At 61.3% G+C, this 23,083-nt stretch carries 20 protein-coding genes; 8 read left to right on the top strand and 12 right to left on the bottom strand.

Translation table 11 applies throughout. From position 1 onward, the window contains the following. Positions 1 to 29: 29 nt before the first annotated feature. Together AB4N64_RS10540 and AB4N64_RS10535 are read right to left on the bottom strand one after the other, a co-directional pair. Positions 30 to 701: a response regulator gene (locus tag AB4N64_RS10540; RefSeq protein WP_169866583.1), complete on the bottom strand. Its 672-nt coding sequence runs from the start codon at positions 699 to 701 to the stop codon at positions 30 to 32. Next, on the bottom strand, positions 676 to 4,053 hold the full coding sequence (locus AB4N64_RS10535) for an ATP-binding protein (protein WP_169866582.1): 3,378 nt from the start codon (positions 4,051 to 4,053) through the stop codon (positions 676 to 678). Before AB4N64_RS10535 ends, AB4N64_RS10540 begins: the two co-directional genes overlap by 26 nt. Before the next feature lie 261 nt (positions 4,054 to 4,314). Here AB4N64_RS10535 and urtA point away from each other — a divergent pair, with 261 nt between their 5' ends. From urtA to AB4N64_RS10500, 7 genes are all read left to right on the top strand, one after another. Next, positions 4,315 to 5,559 carry an urea ABC transporter substrate-binding protein gene (gene urtA, locus AB4N64_RS10530; protein ID WP_169866581.1) on the top strand — a complete coding sequence of 415 codons (1,245 nt, stop codon included), beginning with the start codon at positions 4,315 to 4,317 and terminating at the stop codon, positions 5,557 to 5,559. A gap of 72 nt (positions 5,560 to 5,631) precedes the next feature. Further along, a complete protein-coding gene (gene urtB / locus AB4N64_RS10525) occupies positions 5,632 to 6,549 on the top strand; it encodes an urea ABC transporter permease subunit UrtB (protein ID WP_169866580.1) in 918 nt (305 codons plus the stop codon). Between the two features lie 9 nt (positions 6,550 to 6,558). Beyond that, the gene (gene urtC, locus AB4N64_RS10520) at positions 6,559 to 7,734 is read left to right on the top strand and encodes an urea ABC transporter permease subunit UrtC (RefSeq protein ID WP_169866579.1); all 1,176 of its coding nucleotides are present in this window, start codon (positions 6,559 to 6,561) and stop codon (positions 7,732 to 7,734) included. Beyond that, entirely contained in the window at positions 7,731 to 8,492 is a 762-nt protein-coding gene (gene urtD, locus AB4N64_RS10515) for an urea ABC transporter ATP-binding protein UrtD (protein WP_169866578.1), read from the top strand. Before urtC ends, urtD begins: the two co-directional genes overlap by 4 nt. A 10-nt stretch (positions 8,493 to 8,502) precedes the next feature. Further along, complete coding sequence (urtE, locus tag AB4N64_RS10510; protein WP_169866577.1) at positions 8,503 to 9,192, top strand: urea ABC transporter ATP-binding subunit UrtE; 690 nt, start codon at positions 8,503 to 8,505, stop codon at positions 9,190 to 9,192. Positions 9,193 to 9,356: 164 nt separating this feature from the next. Then, positions 9,357 to 10,586: a formamidase gene (fmdA, locus tag AB4N64_RS10505; RefSeq protein ID WP_169866576.1), complete on the top strand. Its 1,230-nt coding sequence runs from the start codon at positions 9,357 to 9,359 to the stop codon at positions 10,584 to 10,586. Positions 10,587 to 10,675: 89 nt separating this feature from the next. Further along, complete coding sequence (locus tag AB4N64_RS10500; RefSeq protein WP_169866575.1) at positions 10,676 to 11,023, top strand: FmdB family zinc ribbon protein; 348 nt, start codon at positions 10,676 to 10,678, stop codon at positions 11,021 to 11,023. 204 nt (positions 11,024 to 11,227) lie between these two features. Here the strand turns inward: AB4N64_RS10500 and AB4N64_RS10495 are convergent, their stop codons facing one another. Together AB4N64_RS10495 and AB4N64_RS10490 are read right to left on the bottom strand one after the other, a co-directional pair. After that, positions 11,228 to 11,824, bottom strand: a complete 597-nt coding sequence (locus AB4N64_RS10495) for an NADPH-dependent FMN reductase (RefSeq protein WP_169866574.1) — start codon at positions 11,822 to 11,824, stop codon at positions 11,228 to 11,230. Further along, positions 11,821 to 12,675, bottom strand: coding sequence for a sterol desaturase family protein (locus tag AB4N64_RS10490; protein ID WP_169866573.1), 855 nt, complete (start codon positions 12,673 to 12,675; stop codon positions 11,821 to 11,823). Before AB4N64_RS10490 ends, AB4N64_RS10495 begins: the two co-directional genes overlap by 4 nt. Before the next feature lie 68 nt (positions 12,676 to 12,743). On the opposite strand from AB4N64_RS10490, the gene AB4N64_RS10485 reads away from it, so the two are divergent. Continuing rightward, positions 12,744 to 13,703 carry an AraC family transcriptional regulator gene (locus tag AB4N64_RS10485; RefSeq protein WP_460125096.1) on the top strand — a complete coding sequence of 320 codons (960 nt, stop codon included), beginning with the start codon at positions 12,744 to 12,746 and terminating at the stop codon, positions 13,701 to 13,703. Positions 13,704 to 14,245: 542 nt separating this feature from the next. Here the strand turns inward: AB4N64_RS10485 and AB4N64_RS10480 are convergent. The 8 genes from AB4N64_RS10480 to AB4N64_RS10445 form a co-directional block, all read right to left on the bottom strand. Further along, positions 14,246 to 14,716: an Lrp/AsnC family transcriptional regulator gene (locus tag AB4N64_RS10480; protein WP_169866571.1), complete on the bottom strand. Its 471-nt coding sequence runs from the start codon at positions 14,714 to 14,716 to the stop codon at positions 14,246 to 14,248. Between the two features lie 26 nt (positions 14,717 to 14,742). Next, the gene (locus AB4N64_RS10475; RefSeq protein ID WP_169866570.1) at positions 14,743 to 16,044 is read right to left on the bottom strand and encodes an NAD(P)/FAD-dependent oxidoreductase; all 1,302 of its coding nucleotides are present in this window, start codon (positions 16,042 to 16,044) and stop codon (positions 14,743 to 14,745) included. A 91-nt stretch (positions 16,045 to 16,135) separates the two neighbouring features. Further along, a complete protein-coding gene (locus AB4N64_RS10470; RefSeq protein ID WP_169866569.1) occupies positions 16,136 to 16,975 on the bottom strand; it encodes a transporter substrate-binding domain-containing protein in 840 nt (279 codons plus the stop codon). Positions 16,976 to 17,032: 57 nt separating this feature from the next. Beyond that, on the bottom strand, positions 17,033 to 17,791 hold the full coding sequence (locus AB4N64_RS10465) for an amino acid ABC transporter ATP-binding protein (RefSeq protein WP_169866568.1): 759 nt from the start codon (positions 17,789 to 17,791) through the stop codon (positions 17,033 to 17,035). 15 nt (positions 17,792 to 17,806) lie between these two features. Next, positions 17,807 to 18,772 carry an amino acid ABC transporter permease gene (locus AB4N64_RS10460; RefSeq protein ID WP_169866567.1) on the bottom strand — a complete coding sequence of 322 codons (966 nt, stop codon included), beginning with the start codon at positions 18,770 to 18,772 and terminating at the stop codon, positions 17,807 to 17,809. A gap of 428 nt (positions 18,773 to 19,200) precedes the next feature. Beyond that, positions 19,201 to 20,691, bottom strand: a complete 1,491-nt coding sequence (locus tag AB4N64_RS10455; RefSeq protein WP_169866566.1) for an aldehyde dehydrogenase — start codon at positions 20,689 to 20,691, stop codon at positions 19,201 to 19,203. Between the two features lies 1 nt (position 20,692). Beyond that, a complete protein-coding gene (locus tag AB4N64_RS10450; protein WP_169866565.1) occupies positions 20,693 to 21,595 on the bottom strand; it encodes a dihydrodipicolinate synthase family protein in 903 nt (300 codons plus the stop codon). A gap of 43 nt (positions 21,596 to 21,638) precedes the next feature. Beyond that, positions 21,639 to 22,958 (bottom strand): NAD(P)/FAD-dependent oxidoreductase, encoded by a 1,320-nt coding sequence (locus AB4N64_RS10445; RefSeq protein WP_169866564.1) that lies wholly within the window; start codon positions 22,956 to 22,958, stop codon positions 21,639 to 21,641. Between the last annotated feature and the right edge of the window lie 125 nt (positions 22,959 to 23,083).

Raw genomic sequence — 23,083 nt, 5'->3', positions numbered from 1 at the left:
CGTCGAGATGTTGATGGCTGGCGAACGGATCAACCTTCTTTTGCCATCGCGGCGAGCGCTACCGAGGTTGCAGCCGTCCGCGTCTCCACGCCGAGCTTGATGTAGATGTGCTCAAGGTGCTTGTTCACCGTCCTTGGGCTCAGTTGCAGGATGTCGGCGATGTCCTTGTTGGTCTTGCCACATGACACCCAGCGCAGTACCTCGACTTCGCGTTCGGTCAAGTGAAAGCGGTGGGACAGGCGGGTGAAGACCAGCGCGTCATCGAATCCCACCTGCTGGGACGAGTCGCGCGCCGATTGCAACGTGCGTGCGGTACGCAGGTGCGAGGCGACCCGTGCGACCATTTCTGCGCACTGTATGGGTTTGGTGACGTAGTCGATGGCGCCGGCCTCGAATCCCTTGACCACATGATCGGTGTCGGTGAGTGCCGTCATGAACAGCACCGGAATGTTCGAAGCCTCGGGCTGTTGTTTGATCTGTCGACAGGTTTCAAAGCCGTCCAGGCCGGGCATCATCGCGTCCAGCAGGATCAGATCCGGTCGCCGGCGCTGGATGCGCGTCAATGCGCTGGTGCCATCGAGCGCGACCAACACCATGTAGCCGGCTTCATCCAGCGCATCGGACAGCAACGCCAGGTTATCCGGCGTATCGTCGACAATCAGGATGACCCCTTTCTCAGTCGGCTGGGTGATGGCGTTCATTGAGCACCTCCTTTAACTGCAAACTCAGTTCGTCCAGGCGAAAGCCCTTGGCCAGCAGCCGCAAGTCGGCGATGAAACTGGCGCTGGCGACGCTTTGACGCTCGATGGCATCCAGCTTGTTCTGGATGCCGCGTACGTGCCCGAGCCCGCACAGTTCATACAAATCTTCCAGGTCCTGGCGGGGCGGTAGCACCCACGGCACCTTTATCTCTGCGGTATTGGGCGGCCGGTGTTGCCACTCCAGTTTCAGGTGATACTTGAGGCGGTCGAGCAAGTGGCGCAGGTGCACGGGCTTGGACAGGTAGTCGTGGCCCAGACTGTCCTCTGTGCTGGTGTTGGCATTGGCCGACAACACAATCACCGGCACATCGGAGCGGGCGTTGTGGCGGATCATGCGGATGGTGCTCCAGCCGTCCATGTCCGGCATCGACAGGTCCATGAGGATCAGGTCCGGGTGCAGCAGCGACACCTGGCGCACGGCCTCCAGGCCGTTCTGTGCCTGGACGATCTCGAAGCCCAGGGGTTCGAGCATCCCGGCGATGACCTTGCGATGCTCGATGTGGTCATCCACCACCAATACCCGACGGCGCCGGCCTTCGTAGCCGATCACATCATGGTTGGCGTCCTCGACCGCCTTGGGCACCCGCACTTCGGAGAGGAACAGGCGCACCTGAAAGTGTGTGCCTTCGCCCTGGGTACTGGAGACGGAGAGGGCGCCGCCCATCAGCGAGGTCAACATGCGGGTGATGGTCAAACCCAATCCCACGCCATTGTCCTGGCGAGTCTGGCCGCCACGCTCGAAGGGCTGGAAGATGCGCTCGATTTGCTCCGGGGCAATGCCGATGCCGCTGTCGATGATGTCAAAGATGGCGGTTTCCCTTCGGTAGCTGACACGTAACACCACTTCGCCACGGTCCGTGAAGTTCACCGCGTTGCCCAACAGATTGATCAGGATCTGCCTGACGCGTTTTTCGTCACCGCGCACCACCATGGGCATGCGCCCCTCAAGTTCCAGGCGAAAGTTGAGGTGCTTCTGGGTGGCGGTACTGGCGAAGATTTTCTCAAGGTCGTGCAGGAACTCCTGAAACAGGATTTCCGACGGCTCCAGCCGCAGTTTCCCCGCCTCGATCTTCGCCACGTCCAGCAGCCCGTCGATCAACGACAACAGGTGCGAACTGCTGCGCATGATGGTTGCCAGCGGGTCCTGATGTCGTGCGGGCGTTGCCGCATCTCTTTGCAGGATCTGGGTAAACCCCAGGATGCTGTTGAGCGGAGTGCGCAGTTCGTGGGAAAGCCCGGTGATGTAACGACTCTTGGCGGCATTCGCCGCTTCCGAGGCTTCCTTGGCTTCTTGCAGCGCCAGGTCGGTTTTCTCGTGGGCTTCGATCTCCTGGATCAGCAAGGACGTCTGGCGCTCGGATTCTTCCTGGGCGACGCGTCGGCTTTCCCGGGTCAGCACGATCCACCAGGCCAGCACACCGGCACCGACGCACACCATCAGGAAGGCCTTGAGGAACGCCAGCGTCAACATCTGTTGAGCCGACGGATCGACCAACCCATGGGCGACCTGTTTGTAGATCAGTGCGAGCCCTCCTGATGATCCAGCCAGCAGAATCGCCAGCAGGCCCAGGTATTGCGCTAGGCGTGTGTGCAGATAGCGGCGCGGCAGGCGCGGCAACATGCGGCTGATCAAGTCTTCCAGTTGCAGGGAGAGCCGCGCCCGGGTCTTGCACTGATCGGCGCAGCGCGCGTCGAGCGAGCAGCACAGTGAGCAAATGGGCGTGCGGTAGGCGGGGCAGTACGCCATGTCTGGTGTTTCAAAATGATTGTTGCACAAGCCGCACCGCAGGTTTTCCTGTGCACCTTCGGGGTAAAGCAGGTTGTTAGCACTGGTACGGGCAATGTAATAACGCCCCTGGGTCAACCACGCCAATAGTGGCGCGGTGATCAACGCAATAGTCAGCGAGATCAGGGGCGGCGCCGCCTGGGCCAGCGAACCAAACAAACCGAAGTGCGCGCAAAACGAAGCGAGCGAAGCAATCAGCATCGCGCCGACCCCCACCGGATTGATGTCGTAGAGGTGCGCGCGCTTGAATTCGATGTACCGGGGCGACCAGCCCATGGGTTTGTTGATCACCAGATCGGCAACCAGGGCGCCAATCCAGGCAATCGCCACGTTCGCGTAAAGCCCCAGCACCTGCTCGATTGCATCGAACACGCCCAGCTCCATCAGCACCAGTGCGATGGCGACGTTGAACACCAGCCAGATCACCCGACCGGGATGGCTATGGGTGACGCGGGCGAAGAAGTTTGACCAGGCCAGGGAGCCGGCATAGGCATTGGTCAGGTTGATCTTCACCTGGGAAATGATCACGAACAGGGTCATGGCCGCCAGTGCCCATTCAGGCGAACTGAACACATAGCGGTAGGCAACCAGGTACATTTGCGTCGGCTCGGCGGCTCGCTCGATGGGCACTTCGTACTGCAAGGCCAGGAACGCGAGGAAGGCTCCGGCCATGATTTTCAGGGCGCCGGGGATGATCCAGCCGGGGCCGGCCATGAGCAGCGCCGCCCACCAGCGCTTGCGATTGCGCCGAGTTTTCTCCGGCAGGAACCGCAAGTAGTCGACTTGCTCGCCAATTTGCGTGACCAGCGACAGCGCCACACTGAACGCGGCACCGAACAGCAACAGATCAAAGGTGCTGCCTTCGCCTTCGCGCCCCGAAAAGGTCATCCAGTCGCTCAAGGCCGTGGGGTTTTTCCAGATCACAAAGACATAGGGCACCAACAGCAGGATCAACCACAGCGGCTGCGACCACATCTGCAAGCGGTTGATCAGGGTGATGCCGTAGGCCACCAGCGGAATCACGATCACCGAGCAGATGACGTAGGCGAGCGCCAGGGGAATCTGGAAATACAGCTCCAGGGCCAGGCTCATGATCGCCGCTTCCAGGGCAAAAAATAGAAAGGTGAAACTCGCGTAGATCAGCGACGTGATGGTCGAGCCGATGTAGCCGAAGCCCGCACCACGGGTGAGCAGGTCCATGTCCACGCCATAACGCGCAGCGTAGTAGCTGATGGGTAGACCCGTGAAAAAGATGACCAATGCGGCGGCCAGGATGGCCCACGCGGTGTTGGTGAAGCCGTAGCTCATCACCAGGGCGCCGCCAATGGCCTCCAGCGCCAGGAACGACACCGCGCCCATGGCCGTGTTGGCGATACGAAACTCGGACCATTTGCGAAAGGCCTTTGGGGTGAACCTCAACGCGTAGTCTTCCATTGTCTCGTCGGCGACCAGGCTGTTGTAGTCGCGGCGGACTTTGATGATGCGCTGGGAGCCAGGTGGAGACACGATACGCTTCCGCAGGAGAGTTGAAGGGCGCTGACAGGGTCGGTCGAAGCAAATTCCGTGCCCCGGCCTGGGGCCCTGTCCTCGGCGAGCGCCCGCGATCATGCCAGCTCGGCGCGGTGCTGGCGGTACGTCAAATGACGTACTTCCCTACGTCAAGCTGCGTATACCGGGTTAATGCCCCGGGCTTCATGCTGCGTCCACCTCGTGACGAAACGCCATTTAGAGCGTTTGCCGCGAATCACCCGCACAGGAGCCGCATCAATGGAAAAATCATTACCGGGCGCCAAGCGCTTTCTCCCGCGACGGTTGACGCTGGGGGCCGCCGCGCTGTCGCTGATCGCCGCCAGCATTGTTGGCCAATCGGCGCTGGCGGATGACGCCAACACCACGGGCCTGGCGGTGACCGCCACCGAAGTCACCGTGGGCCAGCTTCATTCGGCCACCGGCACCATGGCGATCTCAGAAACCGGTTCGATCCAGGCCGAACGCCTGGCCATCGACCAGATCAACGCTTCAGGCGGGATTTTGGGTCGTCAGATCAAGGTCGTGCAGGAAGATGGTGCATCCGACTGGCCAACCTTCGCGGAAAAAGCGCGCAAGCTGCTGGTGGGCGACAAGGTGGCAGCGGTGTTCGGCTGCTGGACCTCGGCCTCGCGCAAGGCAGTGTTGCCGGTGTTCGAGAAAGAAAACGGCTTGCTGTACTACCCCACGTTCTACGAAGGGCTGGAACAGTCCAAGAACGTGATCTACACCGGCCAGGAAGCCACTCAACAAATCATTGCCAGCCTGGACTGGATCGCCAAGGAGAAGGGCGCCAAGACGTTCTACCTGATCGGCTCCGATTACATCTGGCCGCGCACCTCGATGAAAATTGCCCGCAAGCACATCGAGAACGTGCTGCACGGCACAGTGGTTGGCGAGGACTACTACCCGTTGGGCAACACCCAGTTCGGTTCGCTGATCAACAAGGTCAAGCTGAAAAAGCCTGACGTGGTGTTCGCCGCCGTCGTTGGCGGTTCCAACGTCGCTTTCTACAAGCAACTCAAGGCGGCAGGCGTGACCGCTTCCAAGCAGAATCTGCTGACCCTGTCGGTGACCGAGGATGAACTGCTGGGTATCGGCGGCGAAAACATGGCCGGTTTCTATGCGTCGATGAAGTACTTCCAGAGCCTGGACAACCCGAACAACAAAGCCTTCGTCGATGCCTTCAAGGCCAAGTACGGCAAGGACGCGGTGATGGGTGACGTGACTCAGGCGGCCTATCTCGGCCCTTGGCTGTGGAAGGCGGCGGTCGAGAAGGCCGGCAGCTTCGATATCGACAAGGTGGTGGCCGCATCCCCGGGCATCGAGCTGAAAACCGCACCCGAAGGCTACGTGAAGGTCCACGACAATCACCACCTGTGGAGCAAGACCCGCATCGGCGAAGCCCAGGCCGACGGGCAATTCAAGGTGATCTACGAGTCGGATCTGATCGAACCGAACCCGTTCCCCAAAGGGTACCAATAAGCCTCGTTCAAGGTGGGGGCGGGTGCCCTCACCTTGAAAACGCCACGCTCTATTCTTTCGGAGACCACCACCATGCAATGGCTGACTGATTTCGGTGCCATCGTGGTCATGCAGGGGTTCAACGGGCTTTCCGTATTCTGCGTGCTGCTGCTCATGGCCCTGGGGCTGGCGATCATTTTTGGCCAGATGGGCGTCATCAACATGGCCCATGGCGAATTCCTCACCGTGGGTGCCTACACCACCTACGTGTTGTCGACGCTGGTGCAAAACTACCTGCCGTCGATGCAGCCTTACTATTTTTTCTTCGCCATCGCCTTGTCATTCCTGGTTGCAGGCTCGCTTGGCTGGGTGGTCGAGCGGGTGATGATCAGCCGTTTGTACCACCGGCCCCTGGACACTCTGCTGGCCACCTGGGGTTTGTCGCTGGTGATGCAACAGGCGCTGCGCTCGATTTTCGGCGCGCGGGAAGTCAGCGCAAACCCGCCCGAGTGGCTGATGGGTGCGGTCAACCTGACCGACGCCATCGAGATCCCGCGCAACGGCTTGTTCGTCATGGCCCTGACCGTGCTGATGACCGGTGGCGTGTTCCTCATGCTCTATCGCACGCGATGGGGCTTGCAGGTACGAGCAACGGTACAGAACCGGGTGATGAGCCGGGCGGTTGGCATCAATACCCGTGAAGTGGACCGCATGACGTTCGCCCTGGGTTGCGGGGTCGCGGGTGTCGCCGGTGCCGCGTTTACCACCATCGGCTCGACCGGCCCGACTGCCGGCTCGCTGTATATCGTCGACACCTTCCTGGTGGTGGTGTTCGGCGGCGCGCAGAGTCTGCTGGGCACGATTGCCTCGGCGTTCACCATTGCCCAGACGCAGTCGGTCTCGGAATTCTTCATGAGTGGCTCGATGGCCAAGGTGCTGACCTTGTCGGCGGTGATCCTGATTCTGTTGCTGCGCCCGCAAGGGTTGTTCGCAAGCAAAGTTCGCAAGTAGAGGCCGCTGATGAACACGATAGACAAACTCATGGGTGGGCGGCAGGGCGTGATTGGCCTGCTGATTCTCGCCTCGCTGATCCTGGTAGTGTTTCCACTGACCCTCGACGCCTTCCGCTTGAACATGGTCGGCAAATACCTGACCTACGCCTTCGTCGCGGTTGGCCTGGTGTTGTGCTGGGGTTACGGCGGCATTCTCAGCCTGGGGCAGGGCGTGTTCTTCGGGCTTGGGGGCTATTGCATGGCGATGTTTCTCAAGCTTGAAGCCAGTGACCCGGAAAGCACCAGGATCCAGTCGACGCCGGGAATTCCCGATTTCATGGACTGGAACCAGATCACCGAGCTGCCGGCCCTGTGGATGCCGTTCCACAGTTTCAGCTTCACCGTGATCGCGGTGGTTGCCGTGCCCGTGATCCTCGCCCTGGTGATTGGGGCGGCGCTGTTCAAGCGGCGGGTGGGGGATGTGTACTTCTCCATCGTCACCCAGGCGATTGCGCTGATCCTCACCGTACTGATCATCGGCCAGCAGGGCCTCACCGGTGGCGTTAACGGGATCACCGATCTCAAGACCCTGCTGGGTTGGGATATTCGTGGGGATGGCGCCAAGCTGATCCTGTACTTCATCAACGCGGTCCTGCTGCTGGGCTGCATCCTGATTGGCAAGTTCATCCTCTCGTCCAAGCTGGGGCGCCTGCTGATGGCGATGCGCGACAAGGAAGAACGGGTGCGCTTCTCGGGGTATGACGTCGCCGGTTTCAAGATCTTCGTGTATTGCGTGGCGGCTGGGTTTTCCGCGATTGGCGGGGCGATGTTTGCCTTGCAGGTGGGCTTCATGTCGCCCTCGTTCGTGGGCATTGTGCCGTCGATCGAGATGGTGATCTTTGCCGCCGTGGGTGGACGCATGTCGTTGCTGGGGGCGGTCTATGGATCGCTGCTGGTCAACTACGGCAAGACCTATTTCTCCGAGTCGTTCCCGGAACTGTGGCTGTACCTCATGGGCGGGTTGTTCATCGCCGTGGTCATGTACTTCCCCAATGGCCTGGCCGGGGTTTGGGAGACACACGGGCGCAAATGGATCGCGCGGTTCGTGCCGGCCAGGAAGGTCGTGATAGTGGCGCCGATCATCAAGGCCGAGACTGCGATAGAACCCTCTGCAACCAGCCGCCCGATGGAGACCCAGTCATGAGCCAGGCGACCGCTTTTCAAATGCCCAAGCCCGTGCTGGCCATCGAAGGGCTGACGGTCTCGTTCGACGGTTTCAAGGCGGTGGACAACCTCAACCTGTACATCGACCGCAATGAAGTGCGCGTAGTGATCGGTCCCAATGGCGCTGGCAAGACCACGGTGCTCGACCTGATCTGCGGCAAGACCCGCGCCACAGCCGGCAGCATCGACTTCAAGGGCCGCGAACTGACGAAGATGAAGGAATACGACATTGTGCGGGCGGGTGTCGGTCGCAAGTTCCAGACTCCGTCGATCTACGACAACCTGTCGGTGTTCGAGAACCTGGAAATGTCGTTTCCCAAGGGCCGCACGGTGTTCGGCGCGCTGTTTTTCAAGCGCAGCGACGAGGTGGTGCAACGTGTCCACGAAGTGGCGGCGGACATCTTCCTCGGTGAGCTGTTGCAGCAGCAGGCGGGGCTGTTGTCCCACGGCCAGAAACAGTGGCTGGAAATCGGCATGTTGCTGATGCAGGACCCGGAGCTGCTGATGCTCGACGAGCCCGTTGCCGGCATGAGTGTCAGCGAGCGCGCGCAAACCGCCGAGCTGCTCAACCGCATCAGCCAGGGCCGCTCGGTGCTGGTGATCGAGCATGACATGGAGTTCGTGCAGAGCATCGCGCATAAGGTCACGGTGCTGCACCAGGGCAAGGTGCTCGCGGAGGGCAGCATGGAGGCGGTGCAGAAAAACCCGAAAGTCATCGAAGTCTATCTGGGCCACTGAGGAGCACGGCATGTTTGCAATCAATCAGCTGGCCTGCGGCTACGGCCAGAGTCAGATCCTCCACGACCTGGATCTGAACGTCGCGAAGCAGGAAATCGTCGCCGTCATGGGCCGCAACGGCATGGGCAAGACCACGCTGTTCAAGAGCCTGATGGGCATCCTGCCGCAATGGCGTGGCCAGGTGGCTGTCGAGGGCGTGAACATCTCGGCCATGGAAACCCATGCTCGGGTCGAGCACGGCCTGGCCTATGTACCGCAGGGGCGAATGATCTTCCCGTCCATGACCGTGCTGGAAAACATCCAGACCGGTTTGCCGGCTTCGGCCAGGGGCAAGGTGCCGGAAGACCTGTATGCGTTGTTCCCGGTGCTGTTCGATATGCGCAGCCGGCGCGGCGGCAACCTCTCGGGCGGGCAGCAGCAACAACTGGCCATCGCCCGTGCGCTGGCGACCAATCCCAAGGTATTGCTGCTGGACGAACCCACCGAGGGCATCCAGCCCTCCGTGATCAAGGACATCGCGCGCACCCTCAAGGAGATCCGCAATCTGCGTGACCTGACCATCGTCGTGTCCGAGCAGGTGCTGTCGTTCACCCTGGAAATCGCCGACCGGTTCCTGGTGATCGAGAAGGGCCGCTTCGTGATCGAGGAAACCCGGGCCAATGTCGATGAGGCAACGATCAGCCGCTATTTGTCGGTGTAACTCGTTGATACAGCTCGCAGGCTTGGCCCGTTGAAATAGCCACTACACTCAAACCCGATCGCTTGAACCGCAGTCACCGCAGGGCCCGCGCTTATTGAAGTCGCGCAGGCCCAAGGCGTTCGTTCGCCTGCGATCGGGGATATTTCCATCCAAGGAGAAACGCAATGACCGAAGTGTTGATCAAAGTCGACCTGAATCAGCCGGCCACTGAAAACGAGCAGATTCACAACCGCTGGCACCCGGATATCCCGATGGCGTGCTGGGTCAGACCCGGTGACGACTTCATCCTGGAAACCTACGACTGGACGGCGGGCGCGATCAAGAACAACGATGACGCCAGTGACGTGCGTGATGTCGACCTGTCCACCGTGCATTACCTGTCGGGACCGGTGGGTGTGCACGGCGCAGAGCCTGGCGACCTGCTGGTGGTCGACCTGCTCGACATCGGCGCCAGGGCCGATTCGCAGTGGGGCTTCAACGGTTTCTTTTCCCGGCAGAACGGTGGCGGTTTCCTCACCGACCATTTCCCTTCGGCGCAGAAAGCCATCTGGGACTTCAAGGGCATGATGACCAGTTCCCGGCACATTCCAGGCGTCGAGTTCGCCGGCCTGATCCATCCCGGCCTGATCGGCTGCCTGCCGGATCACAAGATGCTCGCCGAGTGGAACCGCCGTGAGCAGGAGTTGATCGACACCAACCCCGAGCGCGTACCGCCGCTGGCCAACCCGCCATTCGCCAAGACCGCCCACCTGGGCAAGATGAAGGGCCCCGAGCGTGACATGGCCGCCGCCACGGGCGCCCGTACCGTACCGCCGCGCGAGCACGGCGGCAACTGCGACATCAAGGACCTTTCCCGAGGTTCCAAGGTGTTCTTCCCGGTGTACGTCGATGGCGCCGGCCTGTCGGTGGGCGACCTGCACTTCAGTCAGGGCGATGGCGAAATCACCTTCTGCGGCGCCATCGAGATGGCCGGCTGGGTGCACATGCGTGTCGAGCTGATCAAGGGCGGCATGGAAAAATACGGAATCAGGAGCCCGATCTTCAAGCCCAGCCCAATCATCCCGACCTACAACAAATACCTGATCTTCGAAGGGATCTCGGTGGATGAAAGCGGCAAGCAGCATTACCTGGACGTCAACATCGCCTACAAGCAGGCCTGCCTGAACGCCATCAACTACATGACCAAGTTCGGTTATTCGCCTGCGCAGGGTTATGCATTGCTGGGGTCGGCGCCGGTGCAGGGGCATATCAGCGGGGTCGTCGACATCCCGAACGCCTGCGCGACGTTGTGGTTGCCCACCGAGATCTTCCAGTTCGATATCAACCCGAGTGCCAACGGTCCGACACGTTTTATCGATGGCAGTATCGATTTGCCGATTGCACCGGATAAATAAGCTCGCGTTCGGAAGTGTTTCCGGTGCAGGACGCGAGTCTTGCGCCGGAATCCATCAGGGATGAACAGTGATTTTTTGGAGTTCTTTCTATGGCTATGTACGAATACGATTGCCCCGAATGCGGATACTTCACGGCGATGCGCCCCATGGCAGACAGCGCATTGCCCTGTGATTGCCCGGCGTGCGGAACATCGAGCCTGCGGGTGATCCTCTCGGCGCCTGGGCTGGCCACCATGGCCGGCAACACACGCAAGGCCATCGCCGCCAACGAGCGCAGCTCACATGCACCCAAGACCGTCGATGAATATCGCGACAGCGCCCGACATCCCAAAGGCTGCGGTTGCTGTGGCCCGAGCCAGAAAGTCGAGCCGAGCAAGACCAACCCCCATGCCCTCAAGGGCAAGGCCTCGGGGCGGCCGTGGATGATCAGCCACTGAGCGAAACAAATAACCTGTAGGAGCGGGCTTGCCCGCGATGGCGGTGTATCAGGCGCCGACGATGCTGGATATCGCGAGCAAGCTCGCTCCTACAGAGATCGGTGTTGCCCCTGTGGGAGCGGGCTTGCCCGCGATGGCGGTGTGTTAGGCGCCGATGATGCTGGATATCGCGAGCAAGCTCGCTCCTACAGGGGGCGGCTTTTTTTACATGCCGTTGGCAAACTCGGGGGCGTCGGGGCGCAGGCGTTCGTTCAGGCCGCGCATGGCGTGAGCATATTCAATCAAAACCCCAAGCGACCAGTCAGCACGGCGCCGGATGCGCAAGTCTTCGGCACTGGCGCTGTCCGGGCCATTCATCACCGACTCCACCTGCCGCACGATCAACTGCTCAGGCAGGTAGCAGATCCGGCAATTCTTGTAGCTCGAGGCCCGCAACTCCGACAACGGATAAGCGCCACCCTGGCCCGAGGACACACCCACCAACAGCGCCGGCTTGTGCCCCAGCTCACGGTAGCCGGCATGGACGAACAGGTTCTTCAACGCCGGGCACGCCATGCCGTGCCATTCCGGGGTCAGCACCACCAGCGCATCGGCCTCACGCAACACGGCGCTGTGATCAGCCCACACGCCACCGACATCTTCGGCCGGCCACAAAGGCAGGGGCGCAGCACCAAGGTCGATCACCCGAGGCTGTTCACACAGTGCCAACGCCTGTAAACGCGCAGCGAGAAACCCCGCTACCTTCGACGATTGGCTCGCTTGCTGGCTGGAACCTGCGACAAGGACGATGTTCAAGCTCATTTGGCCAACTCCTGATTGGATGGACGTTGCGCCTGTACACGTTTGCTGCGCGCCAATGGCCAGAACAACTCCTGCTGCCAGCTCACCGGCTTCATGTCCTCGATACCGTAATGCTCGGGACGCCGGCGGGTGATTTTCGCCGAGCCGAACAACACGTCCCAGAAGAACAGCAGGTTGCCGAAGTTACCCTTGTAATGGGTCACGCCGTCATCGGCATTCAGCCCGTGGTGGGCCGAGTGGGTGGCGGGCGTGGAAATGGTCCGTTCCAGCAACCACATCAGCGGGCGCAACGCCGGTACGCGGTAGAGCTTTTCGTCCCAGGGCACGCTGCTGTGGGCGGAGAAGATCACCAGCATCTTGACGATCAGGTAGCCGTAATACACCGGCGCCAGGCCCATGTAGATCAGCATCCCCGAGAACCATAGGCCAGGCATCAGCAGGTAGTAAAAGCTGTTGTTGCGGTAGACGATGCGGATGCTCATGTAGGGCGCCGAATGGTGCGCCCGGTGCAGCGAATACAGGAACGGCACCTTGTGGCTCAGGCGATGCCACCAGTACTGGGTCATGTCGTCCAGCACCAGGAACAAGCCCAGGCCGAGCAGCCAGTGCACATTGGCCAGGCTGTCTTTCAATTGCGGTGCGAAATGATCCAGTAACAGGCTGCTGAGCAAGGTCACCAGCGGCAGGGTCACGCCCATCAGCAGGCTGGAACCGAGGATTTCGATGATCACGTCGCGCCGCTGGCCACGGGGCTGGGTGAAACAGGCGCAGGCGATTTCCAGGGCGATAAAGCCAATCAGAATGGCAAGGATGATTGGTACCGGACTGTTGGAGATTATTGTTGTATTCATGGCACTCTCTGGTTGGGGCCGATAATGGCGACGCCCGACAATAAGAAACCATGGGTCCAGCTCAAGCTATGCGCAAAACGGACAGAATCACCGCAAATCCGGCCAAGCCTTCGCCCGAACGATTTCATCGTGGTCCGTTGGGGCGGGTGCTGGAGCGCTACCTCGACAGTTGCACGCTCAAGGCCCGCAGCAACTACAGCATGGTTGCCCTGGAACAGCTGTGGCGCAAGGCCGCCAGTCATGATCCGGCCATCGGCCTTAAGCTGTTTTCGCATTTCACCCGCCAGGATTGGCATGTGCTGGCACATGCTTGCCTGTACAGCGCCAATCTGGAGGAGTCGATTCGCTTCTGGGCGCGTTACGCACGCCTGGCTCTGGACATGGACAACATCGTGCTGGTCGAGGAGGGCGACTGCCTGGGTGTCGAGCTGCGCATCGAAGCCCCGGCCAGCCTGGCGCGGTATGTGGTCGAGCACTACTCGGTGATGTCACTCACTGTCCTGCGCATCGGCACCGGCCTGACCCTGCTGCCGATGCGCGCGTCTTTCGCCCATCCGCGCCCCGCGTATCATGCGCAGTACGTCCAGTGGTTCGGCGACAACGTGCAGTTCGGGTGTGAGCACAATCGGTTGTACTTCACCCGTTCCAGCCTGCAGACGCCGCTGCAAACCCACAATGCCGGGATGATGGAAGTGCTGTGCCAGGAACTGGACCGGCGCCTGACGCAACAGCACCAACTCAGCGGCTGGGCCGGCCGGGTGGTGCAGGGGATTCGCCAGAGCCTGGTCGCGGGGCAGGTTTGCAGCCTGGAGACCCAGGCGCAGGTGTTGAACCAGAGCCCACGGACCCTGCGTCGGCGCCTGGACGAGGAAGGCCTGACCTTCCGCTACCTGCTCGACCGGGTGCGGGCGGAGCTTGAGCAGTACCTTGAACTGCAAGGCAACACCCGCACGCAGATCGCTGCGCAACTGGGCTACAGCGACCTGGCCGCCTACGTCCACGCCCGAAAACGCTGGCGCAGTCTTTAGGAGCGAGCATGTCGAAGCGTCGAACCGTGCGATGGCGGGGTGTCAGGCGCTGATGAGGTTGGATGTGCTGGCCCCATCGCGAGCAAGCTCGCTCCTACAGTGTCTGAGGTCGTACACAAAATCTGCGTTCACCGAGAAACCTGTAGGAGCGAGTTTACTCGCGATGGTGGTTAACGATGACGCTGGGTGTCTGGATGCCTGCGGTGTCTGGGACACCATCGCGAGCAAGCTCGCTCCTACAGTGTCTGCGCTCGTACACAAAATCTGCGTTCACCGAGAAACCTGTAGGAGCGAGTTTACTCGCGATGGTGGTTAACGATGACGCTGGGTGTCTGGATGCCTGCGGTGTCTGGGACACCATCGCGAGCAAGCTCGCTCCTACAGTGTCTGCGCTCGTACACAAAATCTGCGTTCACCGAGAAACCTGTAGGAGCGAGTTTACTCGCGATGGTGGTTAACGATGACGCGGGGTGTCTGGATGCCTGCGGTGTCTGGGATACCATCGCGAGCAAGCTCGCTCCTACAGGGGTCAATATGCATGATTAGAGGCTCAATTTACGGCTGAACTTGGTCTCCATCACGATATGCGAAGCGGTATGGGCCACGCCCTTGATCATGTTGATCCGGGTCAGTTCGGCGTTCAGTTCGCTCAAGGTTGGGGTCACCAGGTGGATGATGAAATCCGATTCGCCCGACACCGCATACACCGCCTGCACCGCGTCCATCTTGCGCAGCGAGGTCATGACGTCGGTGTAACTCTTGTTGGTGCACGAGGTCATGGTGAAGCAGTTGATGGTCTGCTGCAGCCGATCCTGATCGATGCGCACACTGTAGCCCGTGATGACGCCGGCCTTTTCCAGGCGGGTGATGCGTTCCTGCACCGCCGAGCGCGATACCCCGAGCTTGCGAGCCAATGATGCGGTGGGTTCGCGGGCATTGGTTTGCAGCAGGCCAAGCAGTTGCCTGTCCTTGTCGGTGAGGTTGAACAGCGGACCGGAACTCTGCACATCCATGGACACGTACTTGACCTCGCGGGGGTTCAGTTGCTCTGTGTCGCTCGGCGTTGCGAGCGGGCTTCCTGGAATATATCCATCATCTTGAGGCCGGCGTAAACCGTTTGTGCTGCCGCCGGTCCCAGCGGACCACCGTTCCATTGCAGGCCATAGGCGTCAAACAGTCGGTAGCGATCGGTTTCACCACAAATGGCTTCGGCAATCACGCGCCCACCAATCGGCGCGGTGTTCATACCATGGCCACCAAACGAAGTACACGCCCACAGGCCCTGGCCCAGCGGGCCTATGTGCGGCATCTTGTGCCGTGCGTAGCCCATCAGCCCGGACCATGCCTTGTCGATCCTGACGCCGCGCAATTGCGGGTAGACGTCGAGAATGTCGTCGGTCAGCAGTTGCCCCAAACGCTTTTCATCCTGCAGGTTGCGGGTGGTGATGCGGCCGCCCCAGAGCAGGCGGTCGCCATCGACGATGCGGTAGTAGTCCGAGGCGCGACGGTTGTCGCCCACGGCATCGGTGGTACGCATCACTTCTGGCAGACGCCCGCCGAGGCGTTCGGTAAGTACCGCGTAGGTGGCGATCGGCAGGAAGGCCCGGCGCAGCTTGCCGAACTCACGACCACCATAGCCGCCGCAGCAATACACCACGTGCGCGCAATCGACGCTGCCTTGATCGGTGATCACTCGATGACGACCGCGCTCGCTCTCGACACGCACCATGGGCGATTGCTCATGGATACGGCCGCCGCTGGCTTCGATCAGCCCGGCCAGGCCCAGGCAGTAATTCAACGGGTGGAAGTGAAAGCCGTGGGTATCGCGCAGCGCCTGGAAGTAGCGATCGGTCCTTAGACGTTCGCGCACGGCCTGGCGATCCAGGTACTCAAGGTGAAAATCAAAATCGGCAGCCATTTTATCGCGGGTGCGTTGCAGGTTATCGCCGTCGTCGTAGCGCACCACGCTGAGCTTGCCCGACGTGGGCGCGCAACCCGCAAACTGATGACGGGCGATCATCCCGCGCACGGTATCGACGCCTTCCAGCGACAGCTTGAACAGCGCAGCCGCGGTCGCCTTGCCGCATCGCCGCTCGATAGCCGACAAGCCTTCGGACCAGCCCTGAAGCACAAACCCGCCGTTACGCCCCGAAGCGCCCCACGCCACGCGGCCGGCGTCGAGCAGCACCACCGACTTGCCCCGCGAGAGCAGCTCCCAGGCCGTGCTGAGCCCGGCCAGCCCCGCGCCGACGATGCACACATCCGCCTGCGTGGCGCCCGCCAGTGGCGCACGTTCGGGCGCGTATTGCATGGTGGCGGTGTAGTAATTGTTGATGTACATGAGGGCTCTTGTCCTTTTCTTCACGGCACAGACGAGCCGGGCGCCGCGTTTAAAACGGGCGCTCGGCAAGGCTTGGGTAGTTTGCTGCGGTTTACTGGACCTGGGTCAGGTCCGCGCCGTACCACTTCTGCGACAGCTGCTTGAGAGTGCCGTCGGCTTTCATCTCCGTGACGATCTTGGTCAACGCGCTGTTGAAGGCGTCATCACCTTTGTCGGTAGCCAGGGCGAGTGGTTCGTAGTAGGCGGGTTTGCCTTCAACCTGCACGATCGGATAGCCATTTTTCACTGCCGCGACGATGGTCGGCAGCGCCGACAAGGTGGCGTTCAGGCGCACACCGTTACCCATGCGCAGGTCATCCAGCGGGCCCATGCTGTCACCGTAGGTCTGCACCTCGCCAGGCTCAACCTCATAGGTGAAGGGCGGCACGTCGGCGGCGTCGATCTTGAGGCGGCGGTTGATGTAGTCTTCGGACGTGGTGCCGGCTTCGACGCCGATGGTCTTGCCATTCAAGTCAGAAGGTTTGGCACCGGCGGCATCCTTGTGCACCGCGAAGACGTAAGGCGTGTAGTAGTAGATCGCCGGGAAATCCAGCACCCGACCGCGCGCGGTGGTGGGGGTCATGGAACCCACCGACAGATCCCAGCGATTGGCCCAGCGCCCGGCGGTGATGATCCCGTACTCGGGCGTGACGAAGGTGACCTTGCTGCCAAGGCGCTTGGCGATTTCGGTGGCCACATCGATGTCGAAGCCTTGCAACTGGTTATCCGGGCCGAGGAACGATTGCGGCGGCCAGTTGGCGGCGGTGGCGACCTTGATCACCTTGGTGTCGTGGATGCGGTCCAGGGTCGCGCCGGCCCAGGCGGCGCCTGCGGTGGCGGTCAACGCTGTAGCGACGGCGGTTGCGGTGAAGAAGCGGGTAAGTGAGCGCATGAGTCAGTCTCCAGTAGTCTTTGTGCTGGTTTTGTTGTTATCGACGGCTGATGTTTCTCAGTGGCTGAGAATCTGTGACAGGAACTCCCGGGCGCGGGCGTGCTGCGGGTTGTCAAAAAACTCGTTGGGTTTGGCTTGCTCGATGATGCAGCCCTGATCCATGAAAATGATGCGGTCGGCCACGCGCCGGGCGAAGCCCATCTCATGGGTGACGCAGACCATGGTGATGCCGTCCTGGGCCAGTTCACCCATGACATCCAGCACTTCCTTGACCATCTCCGGGTCGAGCGCCGAGGTGGGTTCATCGAACAGCATGATGCGCGGGCGCATGCACAGGGCGCGGGCGATGGCCACGCGCTGCTGCTGGCCGCCGGAAAGCTGGCCGGGGAACTTGTCGGCCTGGTTGCGGATACGCACACGGTCGAGGTATTCGTAAGCCAGTTCGCGGGCCTGCGCATCGCTGAGCTTGCTCACCAGACGCGGTCCAAGCATGAGGTTATCCAGCACGGTCATGTGCGGGAACAGGTTGAACTGCTGGAACACCATACCGACCTGGCGGCGGATGTCGGCGACGCGTGTGGCCTCGCGGGTCAATTCGGTGCCGTCGATATGGACGCTGCCTTTCTGGAAATCTTCCAGCAGGTTCAGGCAGCGGATCAGGGTGGACTTGCCGGAACCCGAGGGGCCGCAGACCACCACGATTTCGCCGCTGGCGATGTGCAGGTCGATGCCCTTGAGCACATGAAAGTCGCCGTACCACTTGTGCATGTCGCGAATCGAGACGGCGGGGGACAAGGCGGTTGCAAGCTGATTCATCACAAGGCTCCTGGCTTAGCGGTGGGCACGGTTGAAGTGCTTTTCCAGGCGCGCCTGGACGGTTTCCAGCAGGATCGACAGCAGCCAATAGAGCACGGCGGCGGTGATGAGCATTTCCAGGTGGCGGAACTCGGCCCGGCCCTGGGTGCGTGCCAGGAACATCAACTCCCAGACGCCGATGACCGAGACCAGCGAACTGTCCTTGAGCATCGAGATGAACTGGTTGCCGGTGGGCGGAATGATCAGGCGCATCGACTGCGGCAGGATCACCCGGGTCATGGCCTGCCAAGGGTTGAGGCCGATGGCCCTGGAGGCTTCCCACTGGCCACGAGGAATGCTGCTGATGCCGGCGCGGAAGATCTCGGTCATGTACGCGCCGTAGCACAGCGACAGCGCGAGGATGCCAGCCGGCACCGCGCCAATCACATAACCCAGCTGCGGGATGCCCAGGTAAATCAGGTAGATCTGGATCAGCAGCGGCACGCCCCGGAAGAACGAGGTGTAGAAACTGGCGATGGCAATCGCAAAGCCGTTGGACGACAGGCGCGCAGTGGCGCCCAGCAAGGCAAGCACGAAGGCGATGGCAATCGAGATCGCCGACACGTAAACGGTGGTGAACACACCCTGCGTGATCATGAAGCCGACTTTGGTGGCGATGAAGCTGTAGGACAGGTTGAAGGTGTCGAAAAACAGCAGGAACAACGCCAGCAATTCGCACCAGACCGTAATGATCTGCGTGCGCAGTGGCAGGCGGCCGAGGATGAACAGGTTGAGCACCAGCGTCAGGGTGAGGGTCCCGCCCACCGCGATATCACGCGCCAGTGGCGCCTGCAGGTCCAGGACGATAGGACCCATCAACTGGGACAGCCGACCCTGACCCAATCCAAACACCAGCGTAATGATGAAAATGATCACAGCCACCGCACCCATGAAGGCGGCGCTGTCGGTCTTGCGAGGTTTGACGACAAGGTCTTTGTACATGGCTAACACGCCTCAGGGGGAACCCCTTTATTGTTGTAAGTCCATTATGAGACGGCAAAATGCCGGGCGGCAGCCGGCGATTTGATGGGTTGTTGGGTTTGTTTTGGCATTTGTCAGGCATGAACCCATACAAATGCGGCATGGTGATGCGCAAACTGTGGGAGCGGTCGCGCACAAAATCTGTGTCCACCGAGGGAACCTGTAGGAGCGAGCTTGCTCGCGATAGCGGTGTGTCAGGCACAGGTGATGTTGGGTTTGCCGGCCCCATCGCGAGCAGGCTCGCCCCCACAGTGTTGGCGGTCGAGTACAAAGTCTTTGTTCACCGAAGAAACCTGTGGGAGCGGGCTTGACCGCGAAGGCGGTGTGTCAGGCGCTGATGATGTTGGATGTGTAGGCCCCATCGCGAGCAAGCTCGCTCCTACAGGGATTTACGATGCATTGATCCAGATGGTCTTCAGCTCCGTGTACTGGTCATGCGCCCAGATCGACTTGTCGCGCCCGCCGAAGCCCGATTCTTTGTAGCCGCCGAACGGGGTCGAGGCGTCGCCTTCGCCGAAACAGTTGACCGTCACCACGCCTGCGCGAATTTCTCGGGACAGGCGCAGGGCGTTGCGCAGGCTGCCGGTGTAGGCCGAGGCGGCCAGGCCATAGACGGTATCGTTGGCCAACTCGATGGCTTCGTCGACGGTCGAGAACGGCGTCACACTGAGCACCGGGCCGAAAATTTCCTCGATGAACAGGCGATCATCACGGCTGACACCATCGACGATGGTCGGCTGCACGAACACGCCCGCTTCGGTGGTGCCACCCTGGACCACCTTGAGCTTGCGCTCGGCGGCATGGTCCAGGTACGAGCTGACTTTCTCGAAATGCGCCTTGCTGACCATAGCGCCGAGGCGGTTTTCCGGATCCAGCGGATCACCCAGTTTCCAGTCCTTGAGGTGCTTGGCGATCAGCCCGAGCAGGTCGTCCTTCACATCCTTGTGCACGATCAGGCGCGAGGAGGCTGAGCAGTTTTCGCCCATGTTCCAGAACGCACCCGCGGTGACGAACTGCGCCACTTCATCGAGATTCTCGCAGTCGTTCATCACCACGGCAGGGTTCTTGCCGCCCAGTTCCAGCACCACGCGCTTGAGGTTGGACTCTGAGGAATACTTGAGGAACAACCGGCCGGTGTCGGTGGAGCCGGTGAAGCTGACCATGGAAATGTCCATGTGCCGGCCAATCGCTTCGCCGGCTTCGCGACCACCACCAGGCACAATGTTGAACACGCCCGCCGGGATCCCGGCCTGGTGCGCCAACTCGACCACGCGCAAGGCGCTGAGGGTGGTTTCGCGCGCTGGCTTGACCACGATGGAGCAACCGGCCGCCAGCGACGGGGCAATCTTCCAGGCCAGCATCAGCAGCGGGAAGTTCCAAGGCAGCACCAGGCCGACGACGCCGATGGCTTCGCGCACGACCATGGTCACGGCAGCGGACCCGGTCGGTGCGGTGTTGTCGTAGATCTTGTCGATCAGCTCGGCGTGCCAGCGGATGGTGTGGATGGTTTCCGGCACATCGACGTTCTGGCACTCGCTGACCGGTTTGCCGCTGTCCAGGCTTTCCAGCACGGCCAGTTCATGGGCGTTCTCTTCAAGCAGGCGGGCAAAATCCAGCAAAATGTGCTTGCGTTCGCCCGGCGACAGGTTGGTCCAGCGGCCATCTTCGAAGGCCTGTTTCGCGGCTGCCACGGCCAGGTCAACATCCTGCACGTCGCAGGCGGCCACGTCGGCCAGCTTCTGCCCGGTGGCCGGATTCGTGGTGACGAAGGTCTTGCCCGAGACCGCATCGCGGAATTCACCGTCGATGAACGCCTGGGTACGCGGTTTCAGTTGATAGGCCAGCGCCGCGTATTGTTCCTTGCTCAGCAATTCAGCCATTTCAGGCACCTCCTGTAATTTGGGCGATGTTGCGCTTGAGGGTGGTGATGACATCTTTGAGTCGTGCTTTCTCGCTGTCGTCCAGGCCTTGCAACGGCGCCCGCACGCCACCGGTACGCAGGCCCTGCAGCTCACTGCCGTACTTGATCGACTGGACGAACTTGCCACCTTCGAGGAAGTCCATCAGCGGCATCAGCTCGGCCATGATCCGCCGACCCTTGGCGAAGTCTTTTTCCAGCACGCAGGCCTCGTACAGAGAAACGTGTTCGCGAGGGACGAAGTTGGAACCGGCGCAGGTCCAGCTCGAAGCACCCCAGGCGAAGAATTCCAGTGCCTGGTCGTCCCAGCCACAGGACAGGGCGATGTTCGGGCGCTGGATCGCCAGGCGGTGCAGCTGCGCCATGTCGCCGGAGCTTTCCTTGATGGCGGCGATGTTCTTCACGTCGGCGACTGCGTCAAAGAACTCCTCGCCCATGCTCACGCTCATGCGGCCCGGGTAGTTGTAGAGCATGATCGGCAGGCCGGCGGCGCGGTCCACGGCTTTGACGTGCACGGCGATTTCCTGCTGGGTCGGCAGCGCGTAGGGCGGGGTGCCGACCAGCAGGGCGTCGGCCTTGATTTCCTTGGCGGCAGCGGCATAGGCCACCGAGTCTTCGGTGCGGATCGCGCCCGTGCCGACGATCAGCGGCAGGCGACCGTTGAGCACGTCAATGGCCTGGGCAGCCAGGTCGAAGCGCTCCTGGGCGGTGTGGGCGTAGTACTCGCCAGTGGAACCGCCAATGATCACGCCGTGGACCTTGGACTCGACCAGGTATTCCAGGACATTGGCGAACGCGCCCTTGTCGATGCTGCCATCGGCCGCCAGCGGCGTGATGGCCGGGGTGTAGATACCTTCGAATTTCATGATTGAGCCTCAGTGCAGTGATTGTTGTGGAGTGCGTTCAGGATCAGCCTTCCTTGCCGGCGCGCATCTGCCCCCACGCGAGGTTCAGATTGACGCCGATGGAGAGGAAAGGTTGGGGTGGATTGGCATTCGGGCCGGGTGAATTGAGCAGGAACTCGATCAGCTCGTTGCGCTCACCAGCCAGCCAGTCGGCCAGCAACTGGCCGGTGGCGGTGCCCCGGGTGACGCCAAGACCGTTGCAGCACAGCGCGCCATACACGTTCGGTCCAAGCTCGCCGAAGTAACCTTCGTGGTTGCGAGACAGCGCCAGCGCACCACCCCAGGTGTATTCGAAGGGCAGGTCGGGCAGCATCGGGAAGCGCCGGTCGAACGAGGCACAATGGCGCGCGGCGAACCGTTCCAGGTACTTGTGCTGGCTGCGCCCGTCCGGGTTGAAGCTGAAGCTGTTGCGGATCAGCAGGCGATTGTCCGGGGTGCGTCGTACCGTGGTGCCGAACGGATCGGCCGGGATCAGCCCCCAGTAAGGCTTGCCGCCCAGGCGCGCCTGTTCCTGCTCGGTCATCGGCCGGGTCAGGCTGGCGTAGGTGAACACCGGCAGCATGCGGCCCTTGAGGAAACCGAAGTGCTGGCCGAAGGCGTTGTTGGTCAGCAGCAACTTGTCGGCGGTGATCGTGCCTGCGGCATGGCGCAGGACGGTGCGGTTGCCGTATTCGACATCGGTGATCACGGTGTTCTCGTGCAGCGTCACGTTGGCCGGCAGGCTGTCAGCCAGGCCTTTGACCAGGGCCGCCGGCTGCAGCAGCGACGTGCCCGGTGTGAACAGCGCCTTGCGATAGAACGTGGTACCGATGTGGTCCGGCAGGTCTTCGCCCTCGATCATCTCGTAGGGCTGCTCGAGCTTGTCCAGACCGCTGCGATACGCTTCCAGGACCGCAATGCCGCGGGGTTCGACGGCTGCCTGGTATTTGCCGCAGTGCTTCATCTGGCAATCGATGTCAAAACGCTGGACAAGCTCCTTCAGGGTGTTTTTGCCGCTGAGGTTAAGCTTCATCACCTTGCGCGCAATGGTGATGTCGCCGATGTAGTCCTCGGCGCCGATGTCGTGGGGCAGGTCGATGGCGAAACCGGCGTTGCGCCCCGAAGTGCCGAAGCCAACAGGTTGCGCGTCGAGCAGGATAATCTGCTCGTCAGGAAAGTGGCCGGCCAACTGGCGGGCCGCCGCCAGCCCGGTAAAACCGGCGCCGACAATGACCCAGCGCGCAGCGGTATTGCCTTGATGGGCCGGGGTGGGCGTGCGTTTCCTGCTGGTGTGGAACCATCCACAGCTATCATCATCGGCAGGCAACGAAGTTATTTTTGTCATGGTCGAATCCTGAGGCAATGCAACGTTGCAAGCGGTTGTCGCGCAGGGCAGGTGCGCTGATTTGCAGGCGCAAAAATTCGTCAGAACCGGGAGGTCCACCTAATTCCGTGTGGAAAACCCCGACC

This window comes from Pseudomonas sp. S2_C03, assembly GCF_054668405.1.
The sequence above is the reverse complement of the archived record's forward strand: the minus strand, read 5'-3'. Positions and strand labels throughout refer to the sequence as shown.

Bases quoted from the DNA above. Each gene is read 5' to 3' on its own strand.
- urtD (WP_169866578.1), top strand. From the start codon at position 7,731: ATGAGCCAGGCGACCGCTTTTCAAATGCCCAAGCCCGTGCTGGCCATC.
- AB4N64_RS10470 (WP_169866569.1), bottom strand. From the start codon at position 16,975: ATGCGCTCACTTACCCGCTTCTTCACCGCAACCGCCGTCGCTACAGCG.
- AB4N64_RS10495 (WP_169866574.1), bottom strand. From the start codon at position 11,824: ATGAGCTTGAACATCGTCCTTGTCGCAGGTTCCAGCCAGCAAGCGAGC.
- AB4N64_RS10450 (WP_169866565.1), bottom strand. From the start codon at position 21,595: ATGAAATTCGAAGGTATCTACACCCCGGCCATCACGCCGCTGGCGGCC.
- AB4N64_RS10480 (WP_169866571.1), bottom strand. From the start codon at position 14,716: ATGGATGTGCAGAGTTCCGGTCCGCTGTTCAACCTCACCGACAAGGAC.
- urtA (WP_169866581.1), top strand. From the start codon at position 4,315: ATGGAAAAATCATTACCGGGCGCCAAGCGCTTTCTCCCGCGACGGTTG.
- AB4N64_RS10490 (WP_169866573.1), bottom strand. From the start codon at position 12,675: ATGAATACAACAATAATCTCCAACAGTCCGGTACCAATCATCCTTGCC.
- AB4N64_RS10455 (WP_169866566.1), bottom strand. From the start codon at position 20,691: ATGGCTGAATTGCTGAGCAAGGAACAATACGCGGCGCTGGCCTATCAA.
- AB4N64_RS10540 (WP_169866583.1), bottom strand. From the start codon at position 701: ATGAACGCCATCACCCAGCCGACTGAGAAAGGGGTCATCCTGATTGTC.
- AB4N64_RS10445 (WP_169866564.1), bottom strand. From the start codon at position 22,958: ATGACAAAAATAACTTCGTTGCCTGCCGATGATGATAGCTGTGGATGG.
- AB4N64_RS10500 (WP_169866575.1), top strand. From the start codon at position 10,676: ATGGCTATGTACGAATACGATTGCCCCGAATGCGGATACTTCACGGCG.
- urtB (WP_169866580.1), top strand. From the start codon at position 5,632: ATGCAATGGCTGACTGATTTCGGTGCCATCGTGGTCATGCAGGGGTTC.
- AB4N64_RS10485 (WP_460125096.1), top strand. From the start codon at position 12,744: ATGCGCAAAACGGACAGAATCACCGCAAATCCGGCCAAGCCTTCGCCC.
- urtC (WP_169866579.1), top strand. From the start codon at position 6,559: ATGAACACGATAGACAAACTCATGGGTGGGCGGCAGGGCGTGATTGGC.
- AB4N64_RS10475 (WP_169866570.1), bottom strand. From the start codon at position 16,044: ATGTACATCAACAATTACTACACCGCCACCATGCAATACGCGCCCGAA.
- urtE (WP_169866577.1), top strand. From the start codon at position 8,503: ATGTTTGCAATCAATCAGCTGGCCTGCGGCTACGGCCAGAGTCAGATC.
- fmdA (WP_169866576.1), top strand. From the start codon at position 9,357: ATGACCGAAGTGTTGATCAAAGTCGACCTGAATCAGCCGGCCACTGAA.
- AB4N64_RS10460 (WP_169866567.1), bottom strand. From the start codon at position 18,772: ATGTACAAAGACCTTGTCGTCAAACCTCGCAAGACCGACAGCGCCGCC.
- AB4N64_RS10465 (WP_169866568.1), bottom strand. From the start codon at position 17,791: ATGAATCAGCTTGCAACCGCCTTGTCCCCCGCCGTCTCGATTCGCGAC.